17 protein-coding genes and 1 pseudogene are annotated in these 17,916 nt (G+C 51.0%); 3 read left to right on the top strand and 15 right to left on the bottom strand.

Annotated elements, in window-relative coordinates; genetic code table 11:
* Nucleotides 1-111: 111 nt before the first annotated feature.
* Both KGA83_RS10365 and alr read left to right on the top strand, forming a co-directional pair.
* Nucleotides 112-334 (top strand): annotated as a pseudogene (locus tag KGA83_RS10365) (site-specific integrase); the annotation flags it as partial.
* A 432-nt stretch (nucleotides 335-766) separates the two neighbouring features.
* Entirely contained in the window at nucleotides 767-1,996 is a 1,230-nt protein-coding gene (alr, locus tag KGA83_RS10360; protein ID WP_223529647.1) for an alanine racemase, read from the top strand.
* A 148-nt stretch (nucleotides 1,997-2,144) separates the two neighbouring features.
* Here the strand turns inward: alr and KGA83_RS10355 are convergent, their stop codons facing one another.
* Nucleotides 2,145-2,588 (bottom strand): DoxX family protein, encoded by a 444-nt coding sequence (locus KGA83_RS10355; protein WP_108217394.1) that lies wholly within the window; start codon nucleotides 2,586-2,588, stop codon nucleotides 2,145-2,147.
* Nucleotides 2,589-2,698: 110 nt separating this feature from the next.
* On the opposite strand from KGA83_RS10355, the gene KGA83_RS10350 reads away from it, so the two are divergent.
* The gene (locus tag KGA83_RS10350) at nucleotides 2,699-3,592 is read left to right on the top strand and encodes a LysR family transcriptional regulator (protein WP_108217393.1); all 894 of its coding nucleotides are present in this window, start codon (nucleotides 2,699-2,701) and stop codon (nucleotides 3,590-3,592) included.
* Nucleotides 3,593-3,814: 222 nt separating this feature from the next.
* On the opposite strand, the gene KGA83_RS10345 is transcribed toward KGA83_RS10350, so the two are convergent.
* The 14 genes from KGA83_RS10345 to thrC form a co-directional block, all read right to left on the bottom strand.
* Nucleotides 3,815-4,993 carry a M20 aminoacylase family protein gene (locus tag KGA83_RS10345; protein WP_024777153.1) on the bottom strand — a complete coding sequence of 393 codons (1,179 nt, stop codon included), beginning with the start codon at nucleotides 4,991-4,993 and terminating at the stop codon, nucleotides 3,815-3,817.
* Nucleotides 4,953-5,249 carry a hypothetical protein gene (locus KGA83_RS10340; RefSeq protein ID WP_371920762.1) on the bottom strand — a complete coding sequence of 99 codons (297 nt, stop codon included), beginning with the start codon at nucleotides 5,247-5,249 and terminating at the stop codon, nucleotides 4,953-4,955. The genes KGA83_RS10345 and KGA83_RS10340 overlap by 41 nt, the downstream gene beginning before the upstream one ends.
* 184 nt (nucleotides 5,250-5,433) lie before the next feature.
* Entirely contained in the window at nucleotides 5,434-5,931 is a 498-nt protein-coding gene (locus KGA83_RS10335) for an Lrp/AsnC family transcriptional regulator (protein ID WP_108217391.1), read from the bottom strand.
* 12 nt (nucleotides 5,932-5,943) lie between these two features.
* Complete coding sequence (locus KGA83_RS10330) at nucleotides 5,944-6,705, bottom strand: ABC transporter ATP-binding protein (protein WP_024777150.1); 762 nt, start codon at nucleotides 6,703-6,705, stop codon at nucleotides 5,944-5,946.
* A gap of 103 nt (nucleotides 6,706-6,808) precedes the next feature.
* Nucleotides 6,809-7,519: an ABC transporter permease gene (locus tag KGA83_RS10325; protein ID WP_108217390.1), complete on the bottom strand. Its 711-nt coding sequence runs from the start codon at nucleotides 7,517-7,519 to the stop codon at nucleotides 6,809-6,811.
* Nucleotides 7,516-8,244, bottom strand: a complete 729-nt coding sequence (locus tag KGA83_RS10320; protein ID WP_108217389.1) for an ABC transporter permease — start codon at nucleotides 8,242-8,244, stop codon at nucleotides 7,516-7,518. The genes KGA83_RS10325 and KGA83_RS10320 overlap by 4 nt, the downstream gene beginning before the upstream one ends.
* 57 nt (nucleotides 8,245-8,301) lie before the next feature.
* Entirely contained in the window at nucleotides 8,302-9,084 is a 783-nt protein-coding gene (locus KGA83_RS10315) for a transporter substrate-binding domain-containing protein (RefSeq protein ID WP_108217388.1), read from the bottom strand.
* Nucleotides 9,085-9,546: 462 nt separating this feature from the next.
* On the bottom strand, nucleotides 9,547-9,864 hold the full coding sequence (locus KGA83_RS10310; RefSeq protein WP_108217387.1) for a DMT family transporter: 318 nt from the start codon (nucleotides 9,862-9,864) through the stop codon (nucleotides 9,547-9,549).
* A 213-nt stretch (nucleotides 9,865-10,077) separates the two neighbouring features.
* Nucleotides 10,078-11,280 (bottom strand): trans-sulfuration enzyme family protein, encoded by a 1,203-nt coding sequence (locus KGA83_RS10305; RefSeq protein ID WP_178086787.1) that lies wholly within the window; start codon nucleotides 11,278-11,280, stop codon nucleotides 10,078-10,080.
* Nucleotides 11,281-11,316: 36 nt separating this feature from the next.
* Nucleotides 11,317-12,855, bottom strand: coding sequence for an amino acid permease (locus KGA83_RS10300; protein ID WP_108217386.1), 1,539 nt, complete (start codon nucleotides 12,853-12,855; stop codon nucleotides 11,317-11,319).
* Nucleotides 12,856-12,954: 99 nt separating this feature from the next.
* Nucleotides 12,955-14,373, bottom strand: a complete 1,419-nt coding sequence (locus KGA83_RS10295) for an aldehyde dehydrogenase family protein (protein ID WP_108217583.1) — start codon at nucleotides 14,371-14,373, stop codon at nucleotides 12,955-12,957.
* A gap of 2 nt (nucleotides 14,374-14,375) precedes the next feature.
* Nucleotides 14,376-15,425 carry a homoserine dehydrogenase gene (locus tag KGA83_RS10290; RefSeq protein WP_223529645.1) on the bottom strand — a complete coding sequence of 350 codons (1,050 nt, stop codon included), beginning with the start codon at nucleotides 15,423-15,425 and terminating at the stop codon, nucleotides 14,376-14,378.
* 131 nt (nucleotides 15,426-15,556) lie between these two features.
* Entirely contained in the window at nucleotides 15,557-15,994 is a 438-nt protein-coding gene (locus KGA83_RS10285; protein ID WP_108217385.1) for an Lrp/AsnC family transcriptional regulator, read from the bottom strand.
* A gap of 14 nt (nucleotides 15,995-16,008) precedes the next feature.
* Complete coding sequence (thrC, locus tag KGA83_RS10280; RefSeq protein ID WP_108217384.1) at nucleotides 16,009-17,412, bottom strand: threonine synthase; 1,404 nt, start codon at nucleotides 17,410-17,412, stop codon at nucleotides 16,009-16,011.
* Between the last annotated feature and the right edge of the window lie 504 nt (nucleotides 17,413-17,916).

The raw sequence follows: 17,916 nt of genomic DNA, 5'->3' as shown, positions 1-17,916 counted from the left end.
CACTTACACAGTCTAATCCTCGCGAACCGTTGCCTGTGCTGGATTTTTTCCGTTTTGGAGGTAGGTCAGTCTTGCGTCGGCACGTGGGTCAATTCGGCATCGGCGTCAACAAGCCTGGACGTCATCGATCGCTGTCAGAACCATGTGCTGGCTGGCTCCCAGGTGAGACGTCACTACCTGCATTACGACTATGCCGAAGAGAAGAAGAGTCCCTGGAACCTGCTAGGCCGATCGGCTCGGTGCGGTGTTGTCCTCAACTTATGAGCATTCACCGGCCGAGTCGATGATGTTTTTTCCAGCGTACGCCGCGACAGGATCCCTACCGCCTTCATAAGTCGGCGTCTTTAGTGCTGCGTCCTCATAGTTTCGCGGACATCGTCGAGCGCTTTCTTCAGATCGATTCCGGCCTGTTGACGCCGATGCCAAATTGACCCACGTGCCGACGCAAGACTAACCCATCTCAAAATCGGAACTAATCTAGAACAGGCATTGGTGCGAGGAATCAGGCTGGGTCTATATCGGCGTTGATTGAAAACCAACTCCCTTCTCACGAACCGCTCCCATACCGCCCCGCCAGCCTTCCGACAGAAACAGCAAAGATACTAACTTCAGAATAACCCACACGAGCAGTTAGCTTGCTATAACGAGCAAAACGCTCTATGCAACAAGCTATTTGCCAACTGGCACCTGTGTATTGGCAGTGTAGCATTGAGTGAACAACACGACACCAACTACCGCTACAAAAAATAACTCAAAGGATGAAATAATGAAAATAATATCCTCTCACTTTGTTGCTGTTGGCTTATTGACACTCGGCACTCAGGCTGTCGCTGCACCGCTGTTACAGGAATACAACTTCAAGCAGGATGTAAATGCAACAATAGCCCAAACAAACGCCTGGTTAGAGATCAGTAAATCTGCTTTCAAGCAAAATATAGAATTCGTAAAAAGCGGATTATCGAAAGGCAGTAGCTTGTGCGCCGTGATGAAAGCAGATGCTTATGGCCACGGTATCGCATTATTGATTCCGACGATCATGGAATCGGGCATTAATTGCATCGGCATTGCGAGTAATGAAGAAGCGCGAATTGCCAGAAAAGAGGGCTACACAGGAAAAATTATTCGCGTTCGGCAAGCCACGGAGGGAGAAATCGTCAGCGCATTGCCTTATGACATTGAAGAGCTTATCGGCAATGCACAGGTAGCCCGAGCCATCAGCATGCTGGCAGAACACCATGGCAAGCCGATCAAAATTCATCTCGTTACCAATGCGGGCGCCATGAGTAGGAATGGCTTGGAGCTTGCCACCGAGCAGGGCAAAAAAGACGTACTGGAAATCACCTCAATGAAGGGACTGAAGGTCACCGGGATCATGACGCACTTCGCCGTCGAGGATAAGGCCTTCGTCATGGAGGCCTATGACAAGTTCATGTCGGAGCAGGACTGGATCATCAAGACGGCCCACTTGAACCGTGACGAAATCACCGTTCATTGTGCCAACTCGTTCGCAACGCTTGACGTCCCGGCAACCCACTTGGACATGGTGCGCGTAGGCGGAGCACTTTACGGCGATTTGATCGGCCGCGCCGAGCTGAAACGCGTCATGTCACTCAAAAGCAAGGTTGCTGCAGTCAACACTTATCCTGCCGGAAACACGGTGGGATATGACCGCACCCTCACTCTGACTCGAGACTCCAGGCTCGCCAACATCCCAGTAGGTTACTCAGATGGCTACCGCCGAGTGTTTACCAACAAGTCTTTTGTCGTCATCAATGGCGTGAAAGTGCCCACAGTCGGAAAAATTTCGATGAACACAGTTATGGTAGATGTGACCGACGTAAAAAACGTCAAGCCCGGCGATACCGTAACGCTCTATGGCAAACAAGGCGATGCCGAGATTACACAGACTGAATTGGAAGACATCAATAACGGTGCACTGCTCGCCGATGTTTACACCATGTGGGGCACCTCAAACATTCGAATACTGGTCGACTAAAGCAAGAGGCCCGTAGCATGTGATGAAAAGCCACCTCATCCAGGGTGGCTTTTCATTGCGCAGTTGCACTGATCCGCCAGTTGGCTAAAAACCGCACCAGAGTTCAGTTGGCAACGGAGCTTCGGCCTGGGCAGCGGTCATGGTTTTTTCAGGACGTATGTTCCGTCTTTCTGCTGGCGGCATTTTTATCCGATGCACGCTGCCGCGTTACGGCATAAGCACCATCGCCACACAGCGCGATAGCAATCAGCACCGCCGTCCAGAATGCCGGGTACTCCCAGCCCCCGCCGGTACTGCTGAACAGCCACCCATTACCCGAGTGCGCCCAAGTGGCACCCAACAAAACAGGAATGGCCGCCAAGGCCGCATACCGAGTTTTAAAGCCCAGCACCAGCATTGCACCCGTGGTGACCTCAACTCCGAGAACCAGCCACGCCAACATACCCGGCAAGCCAATCGACTCAAAAAAACTTGAAGTACCTGACATTGTAAAAACGAAAACCTTTAAATACAGAGAGTGCGCCAGCAACGCAATACCAGCTGTCAGGCGAAGGAATAAAACACCATAGGAGACACCTTTATAATCGTCCATACAACTTCCAAAATAACACTGACAGCGCACAGTGCGCTGCCTTCCGAATATATTGTTGCGAGTAATCAGCAACCCTACAATCTGCAATTTAGCTATTACGGACTGCATATATGCACACTTGGGACTGGGACGATCTGCGCCTGATACTTGCCGTTGCCGAACACAAGTCTTTTGCCGCTGCCGGACGCGCACTTCATCTTAATCACACCACCGTGCTGCGGCGTATCAATGCGTTCGAAAAACTTCATGCATTTCGACTATTTGATCGCCTCTCGACCGGCTACACAATGACTGACGCAGGAGAAGAATTACTGCAGACAGCACAAACCATGAATATCGCCGTCAGCGAACTGTCCCGCAAACTCGAAGGCAAGGATCTGCGATTGGAGGGCATACTCCGCATTACCACCTGCGATACCTTAATGGCATCCATTTTACCGGGGGCACTTGGAGGATTCAGTGAACTCCATCCCGAGATATCACTTGAAGTCACCACCGGGAATTTCATCAGCGATCTGGCCCAACGTCATGCAGATGTAGCAATACGAACCAGTGACAGTCCTCCCGACGCATTGATCGGTAGGCGAATCGCCGATGTCGGGTTTGCCGTTTACGCTGCCAGGGGATTTTCTGAGCGTCATGGGAGCGTTGATCCAGCGCATTTCAATCGATGGCTGGCCCCGGATCTCGCGCTTGGTCAAATGGATATTGCAAAATGGCTGCGTGCCAGCGTTCCTGCAACGTCCATTGTTTTCAAGGCCGACTCTTTGGTCACCCTTAGGCAAGCAGCGCTGGGGGGCTTGGGAATAGCCGCACTTCCCTGCTATTTGGGAGATTCAACCCCCGGGCTAGAGCGGGTCCCGTTCGTAGGACTCGACGCCCTCAAAACGGGACTTTGGGTCCTCACTCATCAGGACCTGAGACATACCGCTCGGGTGCAGGCCTTCACCCGCTTTTTGAATGAAGCACTTCAACGTTCCTGGCCTGGACCGACAACCACATGACCTGAGCAGAGTGACGTACTTCAGATGGAACGTAACCTTGCGTACCATTCAATTGAGATTTTTTCCGGACAGTTACTTTCTTTTTTCATGGGGGTCTTGCCGGGGAGGCAATCCCTGGTTTTCACCAGTGCCGCAATCATTGCGCTGGTGACTGTGCTGCTCCTGTCTCTCACTCACAAATGGTACTGGATCGGGTAAGTACTGCACCTGATCTCAACCAGCTCAAACCAGAAACTGTTCAACTAACCGAACCCAGTAACTAGCCCCCGTCCCCAGGCAGTCATCGTTGAAGTCGTACCCAGGGTTATGCACCATGCACCCCCCCTCCCCATCACCATTACCGATAAAGAGATAGCTGCCAGGACAATGCTCAAGCATCACTGCAAAATCTTCACTGGCAGCAATAGGTGCCATGTCTTGAATCACCCCCTCTTCACCCAACCAATCAACAGCGACCTGTCGGGCAAACGCAGTAAGCTGAGGATCATTGATCAAGGGTGGCAATGATTCTTCCCTATCAACCTCCACACTGACACTGGCGCCGAAGCTAAGCGCCTGAGCTTGGGCGACCTGGACAATCCGCTTGAGAAGGTCGGCACGAACGTTAGGCTTCAAGGCGCGAACACATAGTTGGAGTACTGCATGCCCCGGAATGACATTGGGCGCCTCACCAGAATGAAAGGAGCCCACAGTGATCACCGCCGTCTCCAGAGGATCCGTATTACGCGACACAATACTCTGCAGCGCCATGACAATTGCCCCTCCAGTAAGTATGGGGTCAATGGCTTTATGTGGCATTCCGCCATGCCCGCCCGTACCATCAATTCGAATTTCAACAGTATCGGTGGAGGCCATGAACGGCCCGGCCCGAAAACCCAACTTCCCTACTGGCAACCCAGGCATGTTGTGCATACCGAACAACGCATTACAGGGAAATCGCTCCAGGAGACCATCATCCAGCATTTTCTGCGCCCCCCCATCGCTTTCTTCGGCAGGCTGAAAGATGACCACCAGCGTACCGTCGAACTGCCGGCTGTTGGCTAGGTGCTGCGCGGCAGCCAGCAGCATTGCAGTATGGCCGTCATGACCACAGGCATGCATGGCGCCTGGATGCTGGCTCGCATACGGCAATCCGGTCTGCTCCTGAATCGGCAGCGCATCCATATCTGCCCGAATACCAATGACCTTACTTCCACAACCCTGCTGCAAACGCCCTACAACACCAGTCCCCCCAAAGCCACGATGCACCTCAAATCCCCACGACTCGAGCTTGGCAGCAACCAGATCTGAGGTTTTGAACTCCTTAAGGCTGAGCTCCGGGTAAGCATGAAGCTGGCGGCGCAACTCAATCATTTCAGCTTCAATGGCACGGATACCCGGCAGCATGGGTCGAACGGTCATGGACTTCACCTGTTTCATGTAAGGGAGGCTCGCCTGCAAAGTGCGAGGATATAAAGCTCATCAACGCTAAGTGCTGCAAGCTCTGCTCAATCACAGGCAGGCAGCTGTATTGTCTAGGGAGTCGTGAACGCATCATGACGCGCCCACCTCGAGCGAGTTTGTAGCGCGCAATGGCAAATACCCACGCCGTCGCTGGTTGATCTGGGAGGTACGTTTCGCGCCTGCTATACACGGCCAACAATATTTCTTGCAGCAAGTCCTCGATTTCACTTGGTTGACGCCGAAGTCTATTACGCAGAAATCCACGCGCATGAACACTTAGCTCCGACAATAACGTGAGATAGGCTTTTACGTTTCCGCCCAGGCCTGCCAACGACAGGCGTTCAGGCCTTCACCGGCTCATCTCAGGCATAGCCTGCATCTTTTGATACTCTGCACCGCTAGTCGCAGTGTGTGGATGAATGCTTAACTACCGCCAGCTCAGGATAGGCAACCAGTTTGTCGATATACAGCTCCTCATTCTCCAACCAAACTTCCGTAAGTGCACGATAGTGCTTCATGTCTTTGCAGCGCATGCGTAGGCTATAGTCGAACGGGTCACCAATAAGCCGGCACTCCAGGACCTGAGGACAGTTTTCTACACATGCTTCGAAGGCTTTCTGCGCAGTGCGCCGGTTCTGGTTGGATATAGCGACCAATACCTGTAGGGACAATCCCGGTGAGACCTTTTGCACATCAATGAACGCACCATAACCGCGAATCACCCCCAGTCTCTCCAACTTTCGTACGCGTTGCTGGCAAGGGCTTGCGGTCAGGTGCACAAGCGTTGCTAGTTTTTGGTACGTGATGCGCCCGTTATGGCGCAATACGTCAATGATTGCCTCATCAATACGCCCCAATGTTCGTGAAGAATCGGGTGTTTTTTCCTTCCTGTTCATTGTGAGTTCTATTCACTTCAGCCCATTAGACAGAAACTGTTGAAGGCGCTCGCTGCGCGGATTATCCAGAATCTCTGCCCCACCCTGCTCCTCGACTCGGCCTTGATGCAGAAACAGTAACTGGCTCGACACCTTGCGGGCAAAGCTCATTTCGTGGGTCACCATGATCATGGTCCGGCCTTCTTCGGCCAGGCCCTGAATCACCTTTAGTACTTCGCCCACCAGTTCCGGATCCAGCGCCGACGTCGGTTCGTCGAACAGCAGAACCTCCGGCTCCATCGCTAATGCTCGTGCAATCGCCACTCGCTGTTGCTGACCGCCAGAGAGAAATGCTGGAAACTGCTCCGCAACACGCGCTGGCAGCCCCACCTTGTCCAGATAACGTCGGGCACGATCTTCAGCATCTTTTTTGCTGACACCCAGCACCCGGCGCGGGGCCATCGTGATGTTTTCCAGAACGGTCATGTGACCCCACAGATTGAAGTGCTGGAAGACCATGGCTAGACGGGTGCGCAGCCTTTGCAACTCAGCGGCATCGGCCACCTGCATGCCATGATGGTTTTTGACCATGCGAATCTGCTTGCCGTCCAGGCTCATGGCTCCGTCATTGGGTGTTTCGAGAAAGTTGATGCAGCGCAGGAAGGTACTTTTGCCTGACCCACTGGCGCCGATCAAACTGATCACATCACCAGTTTTGGCTTTCAGAGATACGCCCTTGAGTACTTCGTGGTTACCATAACTCTTGTGCAGCTCTTCAACAGTCAATTTGTACATGTGCGCAATCATCCTCTAAGGGAAAATGTGGCGTCGCTTTGCAGCTGTGACAGCCGGCGACAAAGCCCGAGGCCTAATGAGCGGCCATATGGAGTACCAAGCCCTAATGAGCCGGACCAAGGAAAGCCAACCAACGGCGCTCGGCGATGCGGAATAGTCCGACAAGCGCGAAGGTAACCATCAGGTAAATCAGCGCAGTAATACCGAACGATTGAAAGGTCAGAAAGGTCGCCGAGTTGGCATCGCGAGCAACTTTCAGAATGTCCGGGACGGTTGCAGTGAAGGCCACGGTGGTCGAATGCAGCATCAGAATTACTTCGTTGCTGTAGTACGGCAACGAGCGGCGTAGCGCCGATGGCATGATCACGTAGGCATAGAGCTTCCAACCCGTCAGGCCATAGGCCTTCGCAGCTTCGACTTCGCCATGGGCCATGTTGCGAATTGCTCCGGCGAAAATCTCCGTGGTGTAAGCGCAGGTGTTCAGCGCAAACGCAAGGATGGTGCAGTTCATCGCGTCGCGAAAGAATGCATCGAGCACCGGTTGTGCACGAACTGCAGCCAGGCTGTAGATCCCGGTGTAGCAGATCAGCAACTGGATATAGAGCGGCGTTCCCCGAAACAGGTAGGTGTAGAACTGTACGGGCCAGCGTAGGTAACACTTGGATGAAACCCGGGCAATGGACAACGGGATCGACACCAAAAAGCCGATGAAGATTGAGGCACTGAGCAACCACAAGGTCATGGCCAGCCCCGTGATCTGGTGGCCGTCACTATAGAGAAAAGGCTTCCAGTAATCTTGCAAGAGTTCGATCATCGTACAGCCTCCCGGGAACCTGCCGCATAACGCCGTTCCAACCAACGCAGGACATAGTTTGAAGTACTGGTAATCACCAAATAAATAAGCGCTGCCAAGACCAGAAAATAGAACAATTGATAGGTGCTTTTACCAGCGTCCTGGGCTGCCTTTACCAAGTCAGCAAGGCCTATGATCGACACCAGGGCAGTGGCTTTGAGGATGACCATCCAGTTATTGCCAATACCCGGTAAAGCAAAACGCATCATTTGCGGGAAGACCACAAAGCGAAAGCGCTGAGTGCGACTTAAGCCATAGGCGGTGGCCGCTTCCACCTGTCCACGGGGCACAGCTAGCATCGCCCCGCGAAAGGTCTCAGTGAAATAGGCCCCGTAGATAAACCCCAGCGTGATGATCCCGGCAACAAACGGATTGAGCTCTATGTATTCCCAATCCAGTGCCTGCGTGATCCCGGTCAACCAGGTTTGCAGGCTGTAAAAGATCAGTAGCATCAGCACTAGGTCCGGCACCCCGCGAATCAGGGTAGTGTAGAGCTGTGCTGGGATTCGCAGGAGTTTGACACTGGAAAGTTTGGCACTGGCCCCGATAAGACCAAGCAGTACGCTCAACAGCAGCGAGAGAATTGACAACTTGACGGTCATCCAGGCGCCCTCCAGCAACAGAGGACCGAACCCTTTCATGCTGTATGTGGAGAGCCCGAGGGCCTGCAACAGTATTTCGAACATAATTCAGGAACCTATCGCGATAATAAAGCGCCCGCCCCGGGGACGGGCACCGGGGCCTTACTTGCCGCTATAGAGATTCAGATCACCGAAGTGTTTTTTCTGGATTAAGTCATAGGTACCGTCATCGTGTAACGCTTGGATGCCCTTATCCAAAAAAGCCTTGAGGTCTTTGTTACCTTTAGAGATACCAATAGCTGTTTTGGCTGGCAGTAACTCGCTGTCAACGGGTTTGCTGACTTCATAACCAGTGCCTTGAGGGGAATTCAAAAAACCCAGCTGTGCTTGCAGCATGTCCTGGATCGCCGCATCGAGGCGACCGGAAACCAGGTCGTAATAAACCTGATCCTGGTTCTGATAGGCCTGAGTTTTGACACCAGCCTTATCCAGAACCGCTTTCGCATATGCTTCCTGGATACTTCCTTGCAAATAACCTACGGTCTTGCCCTTAAGGGAAGTAACCTCTTCGCTCAGACCAGAATTGTTCTTGAACACGTAAGAGGTTGCGCCGGAGAACAGCTCATTTGAGAAGTCGATGACTTTCTCGCGGGCTGGGGTCACCGTCATGGAAGAGAGAATGCCATCGAACTTGTTGGCCTTTAGGCCTGGAATCGTGCCGTCGAAATCGCTCTCGACCCATGTACACTTGACCTTCAATTTGGCACAGATTGCATTACCCAGATCGATATCAAACCCCGTAAGACTACCATCTGCGGCTTTAGACTCGAATGGTGCGTAAGAAGCATCCACGCCAAAACGCAGTTCTTTGTATTCCTTGGCCAGCGCGACATTCGCGCAAAGTGGGAAAAGTGCTAACACGAAAAGCTTACGAAGCGAAATCATATGAGAATCCCTAGATGTTGTAGTTTGATTAAGGGCAGTTAACGATTTGACGACTTTAACAATTTTTCTTTTGGCAACTACATTTCGGATATAAGCCCCGTAATAGTTGCATTGCTGCACGCCCATTTAAGAGCTGTGACAAGCGTTACTCAAACAACGGCAATAGAAATTTAGCTATACACCTCCATTTCTTAAAAAATCAAGCGAAGCAATTTTATACTCAGTCATAATCAAGACCTCATGTCCTTGTACTGGACACTGATAGTACGCCGATGGCTCGTTCATCCAAATATGGCAAACAGATCAATATTATGAGCAAACCGCTCGCAACAGAGAGCAATCTGCTTGACTGACAACCTGTTTTGCAAAGGTAAACAAAAAAGCAGCGCATGAAATTCCTCAGGAAATGCTGAGGCGTCACTCAAACTCTTATAATTTATTTTCTAACCGAAACAGAAAAAATCAAGCTGAAGCCAGCTTCATCATTACAAGACCGCTGACAATTAAGACAGCTGCGACAACTCGCATAAGGCTCGCAGGTTCGCCTAGAAGGATGATACCCACTGCAAACGCGCCAACAGCACCAATGCCAGTCCAAATTGTATAGGCAGTACCAAGTGGTAGACTTTTCATGGAAAATGATAGGAGAGCAAAACTTGCCATTACCATTACCAAGGTAACAACAGTCGGCCCAAGCTTGGTCATACCTTCAGATTGTTTCATGGAGAAAGCCCAAACAACTTCAAGTATCCCTGCAAAAATTAAACATATCCAAGCCATGATTCGCCTCCATTGAAAGATCCGTCACAACTCCGACGGACAAAACCTAATATGATTGGGAGATTTGGCCCTTGTAAAACTGGAACCATTGATAGGACCCAGTAAAAAAGCCCCCGCTGGTACGAGGGCAAAGGAGGGTTACCAACCAAACCATATATTTAGCAATATCGTACATCCAAAGCTAAAGTTGGCACGAGCCTTTAAGTTCTCAAATCACTTGAATGTCTCGTCCAACGCAGAGGAAATATCTTTGATCAAATCGTCGGGATCTTCGAGTCCAACCGAAAGACGGAGATGACCGTATGTACGGAACTCTTCAGGATACTTGTCAAAACCACCCCGGCCTTCTGCACCCACGTGAACAATAAGGGTCTCATCGTGACCTAGGGAAACTGCAGAAGTGATGATGCGCAGATTCGAAACAAACCGATTTTGAGTGTCCGGATTCCCTTTTACTGCAAAAGCCATCATCGCCCCATAGCCGCGCCCTGCGAACTGCCGACGAGCGAGTTCATGTTGTGGGTGGGATGGAAGCCCTGGGTAGTAGATGAAAGCTACACGATCATCTGCTTCGAGAAATGCAGCCAATTTTTCAGCAGATCTAAGATGCTGTTGCAGACGCAGAGGCAACGTTACAGAACCACGCATTATCAGCCAGGCATTGAACGGAGAGATGGTCGCGCCGAGATCAACAAGAGCATCGTGCTTGATTGTAGTGATCATCTGAGTGGAACCCAGAACCACCCCACCCATCGAATCGCCATGGCCATTGATGTACTTGGTCAGGGAGTGGACAACAAGGTCCACCCCATGTTGGCTGGCATGGAAGAACGGAGGTGGGGTGAAGGTTGCATCAACAGAAATCAGTGCCCCGTGCGCATGAGCAATCTCGGCCAACGCTGCAATATCCGCAACTTTGGTAGTTGGGTTGGCAATTGTCTCAGTATGAAAAAGTTTGGTATTAGGGCGGATTGCGCTCCGAACAGCCTCCAAATCGCCCATATCCACAAACGAGGCTTCAATGCCATAGCGCTCCGGCAGAAGCTCCGCGAACAGTCGCCATACGGCCTCGTAGGTGACGTCACTGACAATGACATGGTCGCCACTTTTCAAGAAGGCGAAAAATATCGAATGCAAAGCGGCTACACCGGTAGCAAATACAGCTGCTGCCTCACAACCTTCAAGCGCAGCAAGTTTCTTCTCCAGGCATACCTGGTTATGACCCTGGTTTCGTGTGTACACGAGGCCATCAGGGCTGGACCAGTCCATCGTCGACGGATCATCTGGCAGCAGATAAGAGTTGGCCATCACCAGCGGCGTGCGAATAGCACCAGTAGTGGTGTCGATGACATTCCCACCATGAACTGCCAGCGTAGCCGCCGAAAGTGTGGACAGATTCTTTTTGTCAGGACGCATGTCTATTTCCTCCAAAGTTTCTTTTTTCGTTTGGTGTCATTGATTCTGAAGGTGAATGAAAGAAGGATGATTGGTCTGATCTGCTCGGACCAATTCTTGATTTTCGTCAAAGACTAATTCACCAGTCTCAATTGCACGAACACGGCCACGAACCATGTACCAACCAACAACAAGAGCGGCGGCATAAAACGGCAGCGAAGCAATCGAGTACGTACCTACGGGATAATCGAATGCGATAAGAACCAGAACCAAACCGAAGAACACCAAAGTCGCGTAACCACTGTAAGGCGCAAACGGCATTCGAAACCCCGGGCGCTCCAGATCACCTTGCTGGGAGTATTTGAAGAGTTTGATCTGACACAGAACGATTGTTGACCACGAACCGATTAACATAACGGCAGTGAGTGTCAGCGCGATTTCAAAGGCTTCACCCGGAACAATTGCGTTAAGTACGACACCAATTAGTGAAGCAACGGTCGTCAGCATGATGCCAGCGAACGGGACACCTTGACGGTTCATCTTGGCCAGGAAGCTAGGGGCTGATCCGTTGATTGCCAGCGAGCGAAGCACCCGGCCAGTGGAGTAAATGCCAGCGTTCAGAGAAGACACGGCCGCGGTAATCAAGACCATGTTCATAATCGCGTCTGCACCCTTGATCCCCAGCGAGCCGAAGAAAGTCACAAACGGGCTTACCCCCGCCGAGTACGCGGTGTGGGGGAGCAGCATTGCCAACAGCAATACAGAACCAACGTAAAAAACAATAATGCGGAAAACAACTGCCCGAATTGCTTTCGGCATGACTGTAGCGACGTCTTGGGCTTCGCCAGCTGCAGTACCAACCAACTCCACACTGCCATACGCAAATATCACCCCCTGGATCATGATTACGGCGGGCAAAAGGCCTGATGGGAACCAACCGCCATTGTCAGAAATCAGTTTGAATCCGATCTCATGGCCTGGCAGCGGAGTGCCGAACAACACCATGTAAATGCCGATCCCAAGGAAAGTAGTTAATGCAGCCACCTTGATCAGGGCAAACCAGAATTCAAGCTCACCAAAAATCTTTACCGAGACAAGGTTAATCGCAGTAACAAAACCCAATGCTCCCAGTGCCAACGACCATTGAGGGATGTCACCCATGAACGGGACATAGGCTTTGAAGAAATTCAGGTAGAGCGCTGTAGCTGTGAGATCTGCAATGGCAACCATTACCCAATCAGTCCAGTACATCCATCCCACGGCAAAAGCCCATTTCTCACCGTAGAACTCTCGAGCATAGGAGACGAACGAGCCCGAGGATGGGCGATACATCACCAGTTCGCCCATAGCCCGAATGATGAACCACGCAAAAAAGCCACAGATTGCATAGACAAACACAAGCGAGGGTCCGGCTTCAGCGAGTCGTGCCCCTGCGCCCATGAATAGACCACTTCCGATTGCCCCCCCTATAGCAATCATCTGAACCTGGCGAGGCTTGAGCACCTTTTGATAGCCTGCATCTTCTGCGCTGAAGTCTCTTTTTCGAGTTGCACCAGACGATGGCACGCGTGTGGGATTAAGATCATTCACACTCATTTTGTTACCTTTTATTGTTGTATTGGGCAAGGCTCTACCGACCAGAAGAGCCTTGCCGAGGACCCGATTTAATCCTAGGGATTCACATCGACCCTTTAATCAACTTCCGCCAACATCGTTTAAGCAAATCACTTTTGGTTGCGTCATATCTTCATACGCAAAACGCACACCTTCACGCCCCATGCTGCCGTATTTGGAACCACCAAATGGCATTGCATCAAAACGATAGTCAGATGAGTCATTAATCATGACGCCGCCGGCTTCGAGTCGTTTAGCTGCTTTCATGGCGACATTCAAATTGCTAGTAAAAATACCCGCATGCAAACTGTACTCTGGCTCATTAGCCAGCGTCAGCGCCTCATCAAGCGAGGCCACGCTTTGAAGAATGACAACCGGACTGAATACTTCCTCACACCAAACTTTACAGCTTTGGCTAACATTCTCCAGGACCGTCGGTGAGTAAAGCGAACCTTGGCGTACATTACCAAATAACAGGTTAGCCCCTTTATCGACTGCCTCGACGACTACTTCTTCAGTGCGTTTTGCAGCAGCTTCGGTAATCATTGGCCCAACATCCGTGCTTTCGTCAGCAGGATTTCCCACGACTAAAGCACTTGTCTTCACAACGAATTTCTTTTTGAACTCTTCATATATTGTCGCTTCAACAAGAATTCGTTGGGTACCGATACAATTTTGCCCGGCAGCCCAAAAAGCGCCTGATACACAGGACTCAACGGCTTCATTCAGATCACAATCGCCCATGACGATAACCGGGGCATTGCCCCCCAAATCCATCGCCAGTTTTTTAAGGCCTGCATTGCGAGAGATCTGCTCACCGGTAACAAAACCACCCGTGAAGGAAACCATACGTACCGCTCGATGAGCGACCAGTGCCTTGCCCAGCGCGGCCCCTCCAGTTGCAATGGACACGACCGCAGGAGGGAGACCCGCAGCGTTCAGGCAGGCCACCAGCTTAATGGCAGATAACGGAGAGAGCTCAGAAGGTTTGAGTACAACAGCATTACCGCCAGCGATCGCAGGCCCCAACTTGTGAGCGACCAAGTTGAGTGGATCGTTGTATGGGGTAATTGCAACAATTACACCCAAAGGCTCCCGAGTAAACCATCCCTGACGAGACTCGGATCCGACATAGGAGTCAAACGGGATGACTTCACCTGCATTACGCTTGGCCTCCTCGGCGGACAGCTTCAACGTATTGACGCAGCGTAAAACCTCCTTCCTCGCCTGCTTGATCGTTTTTCCCGACTCGGCAACAATCAGACTGGCAAACGCCTCCTTGTCGCTCTCGACCAAAGCAGCGGTTTTTTCCAGTATGCGAGCACGCTCGTGTCGTGGGAGCTCTTTGGCGATCTGCGCACCAAGCTTCGCCGTATCAATGATTGCAGTAGCAAATGAAGCAGGTACGTCCGCCACCTCTCCAACTGAAGCGCCATCATACGGGCTCAAAACTGTTATGGTTTTATAATCAACAGCGAGCGAAAGACTCAAGCTATTCATGATCATTTACCTATCTTAGTTTTGTTCTTGTGAATGCTGACGATATCCGAGAGCAAGGCGAATGCTGTTTCAAACCGACCTGCACCCGCTCCGACAACCGTTACCGGACCAAGAATTTTTGTATTAAAGGTAATTGCATTTGTTGCGCCACTGACACCAGCCAGTGCGTCACCCAGAGGCAACAATTGAGGACTAACAGAGGCGGCGATGGAGCCATTGCTCAATTTTTCCGCGCTTCCAATCAGTTTCCACCGAGCATTGGCCTTCGTTGCTTTGGTGATGTCTTTTGACGTGATCTCCGAGATGCCTTTGCAAAGGACATCGCTCGGAGTCAACTTCGCCCCCAGAAGCTCATTCGCCAAAATGACTACTTTAAGACGAACATCATGCCCTTCCACATCCGCGGTGGGGTCAGCTTCTGCGTAACCGAGTTCCTGAGCCTTGGCGACTGCATCAGAGAAGTCGAGACCTTCTTCCATACTAGAAAGTACGAAATTGGACGTACCATTCAAGATGCCCTTAAACCCGCTGATTTCCGAGCCGGCCAGCGACTCTTTAGCCAGACGAATGACGGGGGTGCCGCTCATTACCGAGCCTTCAAACTCGAATTGGGCACCGGTGCTTCTGGCCAATGCTTTCAGGCTTTCAGCGTGCAACGCCACCGGCCCTTTGTTGGTGGTGACCACACTGATACCTTTTTCCAGAGCCCAGCGACAGAAAGTCGTAGCTGGCTCTCCATCTACAGGGTTGGTGAACGTCGCCTCGGCGATAAGATCGGCCCCCGAGAAACGGATAACCGTCTCATTGGCAGGCTCAGCACTGCCCGCTGGCAATGTTCTAAACCCCCCTTTTACAGCAGGAACTGCGGCCAATTCCTGGGCATCCAACCCGTTCTTGTTGATAATGGAGCCAAAGTAAAGATCACTGACACCAACAATTTTTAGCTTAAAACCAAATTCATTAGCCCAGTGCTCGTTCTTATCTGCAATGAGCTGCGTCAACGCACGGTTTACACCACCAAAACCAAGCAAAGCAATTTTATATTCAGTCACGACATGGGCCTCATTGTTATGTTTTCGGTACTGAAATATTAAACTGCAGCAGTGCTCATACGAATATGGCAAACCGATCATTGTTGCGAGCAAAATGCTCGCAGGAGAGAGCATTTTGATTTCCTAGCAACCTACTTCGTGCAAGACAATACAAATGACGTAACTGTATTCAGAACTCCTGGCAACGTGGATATCTCGCTCCAGACCCTATGAATACAATCCGAACTTGTCGCTTCAACTGTCACTACAATATCCAGGTCACCACTCATCACATTGCAGGACACGACCTCAGGCATTGAGACAATTGAACGCACCACATCAGCACCGCGCATTCGGTCTTTTCGATACACAAAAATAAGGGCATTAATTGGCGCAACCTCGGAAGGCGGCCCACCTTTGATGATGGTATAACCCCTGATATATCCGTCCCGCTCCAACCGTTCAATCCTGAGCCTGACAGCATTCCTAGATAAATTAACTTTCATGGCAATGTCGTTATGCGCAAGTCGAGCATTACGAGTAAGCTCTTCCAGTATTTTTTCATCCGTCTTATCTAAAACGCGTTTCATCTCTAACTCCAGGATTATAGCGAGCGAGACTTCGTGTCTTGGGATATCGCCTTGATGAGTTCCGTAAGGATGCCAACATCATTGGAAATTGAAATGCATTCGTCATTAGAGAAGGGGTGAGCACTCACCACACTCATTGGAGATTGAACATCGGCTTCAGCCAGAACTGAGGCAGAGCTTGAAGGATGCGTCGTGGCCAAGCAGATCATTGGTGTCAGTAAGCTACGCCTGTTAATTCGCGCAGCTCGTAATCCAATCGCGGTATTAGGACTGATCAAGTAACCACTTTTAACAAAGACTTCATGAATACAGGAAAATGCCTCTGCATCCTCTACCGCCAAAGAATCAAATAGCTTTCGCGCCTCTAACCACTCATCCTGTTCCAGTTGAATTTGGCCATCCGTCTCTAGTAGCTCCATATTTCTAGCCACTTTATCACTGCACCTATTGAGAATACTCCATTGCAGCCGCTCGAAATTAGAGGCTAACGACACATTCATGCAAGGCGTGTTGGTAGTACGAATCTCATTACGCCTATAGAGGTTAGACTGAAGAAAGTTATGCAACCCCGCGTTGGTATTCGTTGCTACAATTAGCTGCCTGATGGGCAACCCCATTTCCCTTGCAATATAGCCTGCATAGAGAGCACCAAAATTTCCGGTAGGCACACTGAACGCCACATCTCTTTTAGGCGCACCTAATTGAAGCGACGAGTAGAAGTAGAAGGACAGATGCGCCAGCACCCTCACCCAATTCACCGAATTGAAAGATATTAATTGTTGACCTGTTTCGTTAATGCCTCTGTGAAAGTTTTCGCACAGCTGATGACAATCGGCGTAATCACCCTCAACCAAAATATTTACAACATTTTCTTCGGCAGCGCCTAATAAGCGACGCCGATGCTCATCTGTTATTCCTCTGGAAGGATGCAGAACAATCACCGTCACACCTTCCATGCCATTGAAGGCTTTGATAGCCGCGACACCGGTGTCTCCACCAGTGCAGCCAACGACAAGCGCTTTCTTTCCGGACTTTAGTAAGGAGCACTCAACCAAACGAGACATCAATTGGAGACCGAAGTCTTGATAGACCCCTGCCGGACCATGGAATAGTTCTAATACCCACTCATTGGTAGCCGTCTGGTAGAGCGGCGCAACAGCGTTACTTTTAAAACGGTCAAATGTCTCCTCAAGAATTCGAGACAGTTCATCTTGAGGGATATAGCCACCTAGGAACGGCTCGATTACATGACGTGCCAGTTCGTGAAATGGTAGCCATTCAAGCTTCAGGAGATCTTCGCTTTTGAAGCGAGGAACGTTGCGAGGAACGAAAAGCCCACCATCCGGTGCGTACGCCCCCATGAGGACCTCGCTGAACTCGAATTCTTTACCAGGCGTCCGTGTGCTGACGTACTTCATGATTTGAGACACCCTCTCGCCATCTCTGAGCCTGCCACCCGTAAGGCGGCGCCCTGCTGAAATTCAGTGCTGCAGTGACCCTTTCCTGTGCAATGCAGGCCTTCTTCTGAGGCGTTGAGCGAGATCATCGTCATCTGCAAACGCAGATGGTGAGGGATCGCAAATCGCCCGCACCAGGCCAATCACCCTTCACTCGGCTACCACATGGCCACTTTCGTCGCTTGCCATTCAAACTATCAGCTATTGACTAAAAAAGTCAATATACTGACCATTCCACCTATCCGACCATGCATGGCTATCCCCCTGCGGGAAGGAGCCCTATCCGCACTCCCATCAGAAGGTCCAGGGCAGCCAGAAAATTAGAAAACCAGGAGAACTGCGGATTCCACGACACTTGGACACTCAATCCACGATCATCTGGACAGTCATTCCACGCTCACTTGGACACCTGATCCACATCCACTTGGACAGGCAGTCGGAGCGCAGCGACGCAGGTTTGCATAG

It is taken from the genome of Pseudomonas sp. GL-R-19, from assembly GCF_019956375.1.
In the GTDB taxonomy this organism is placed as follows: Bacteria; Pseudomonadota; Gammaproteobacteria; order Pseudomonadales; family Pseudomonadaceae; genus Aquipseudomonas.
Note: the sequence above shows the minus strand (reverse complement) of the source record. Positions and strands in the feature narration are given on the sequence as shown.

Bases quoted from the DNA above. Each gene is read 5' to 3' on its own strand.
- alr (WP_223529647.1), top strand. From the start codon at position 767: ATGAAAATAATATCCTCTCACTTTGTTGCTGTTGGCTTATTGACACTC.
- KGA83_RS10355 (WP_108217394.1), bottom strand. From the start codon at position 2,588: ATGGACGATTATAAAGGTGTCTCCTATGGTGTTTTATTCCTTCGCCTG.
- KGA83_RS10350 (WP_108217393.1), top strand. From the start codon at position 2,699: ATGCACACTTGGGACTGGGACGATCTGCGCCTGATACTTGCCGTTGCC.
- KGA83_RS10345 (WP_024777153.1), bottom strand. From the start codon at position 4,993: ATGACCGTTCGACCCATGCTGCCGGGTATCCGTGCCATTGAAGCTGAA.
- KGA83_RS10335 (WP_108217391.1), bottom strand. From the start codon at position 5,931: ATGAACAGGAAGGAAAAAACACCCGATTCTTCACGAACATTGGGGCGT.
- KGA83_RS10330 (WP_024777150.1), bottom strand. From the start codon at position 6,705: ATGTACAAATTGACTGTTGAAGAGCTGCACAAGAGTTATGGTAACCAC.
- KGA83_RS10325 (WP_108217390.1), bottom strand. From the start codon at position 7,519: ATGATCGAACTCTTGCAAGATTACTGGAAGCCTTTTCTCTATAGTGAC.
- KGA83_RS10320 (WP_108217389.1), bottom strand. From the start codon at position 8,244: ATGTTCGAAATACTGTTGCAGGCCCTCGGGCTCTCCACATACAGCATG.
- KGA83_RS10315 (WP_108217388.1), bottom strand. From the start codon at position 9,084: ATGATTTCGCTTCGTAAGCTTTTCGTGTTAGCACTTTTCCCACTTTGC.
- KGA83_RS10310 (WP_108217387.1), bottom strand. From the start codon at position 9,864: ATGGCTTGGATATGTTTAATTTTTGCAGGGATACTTGAAGTTGTTTGG.
- KGA83_RS10305 (WP_178086787.1), bottom strand. From the start codon at position 11,280: ATGCGTCCTGACAAAAAGAATCTGTCCACACTTTCGGCGGCTACGCTG.
- KGA83_RS10300 (WP_108217386.1), bottom strand. From the start codon at position 12,855: ATGAGTGTGAATGATCTTAATCCCACACGCGTGCCATCGTCTGGTGCA.
- KGA83_RS10295 (WP_108217583.1), bottom strand. From the start codon at position 14,373: ATGAATAGCTTGAGTCTTTCGCTCGCTGTTGATTATAAAACCATAACA.
- KGA83_RS10285 (WP_108217385.1), bottom strand. From the start codon at position 15,994: ATGAAACGCGTTTTAGATAAGACGGATGAAAAAATACTGGAAGAGCTT.
- thrC (WP_108217384.1), bottom strand. From the start codon at position 17,412: ATGAAGTACGTCAGCACACGGACGCCTGGTAAAGAATTCGAGTTCAGC.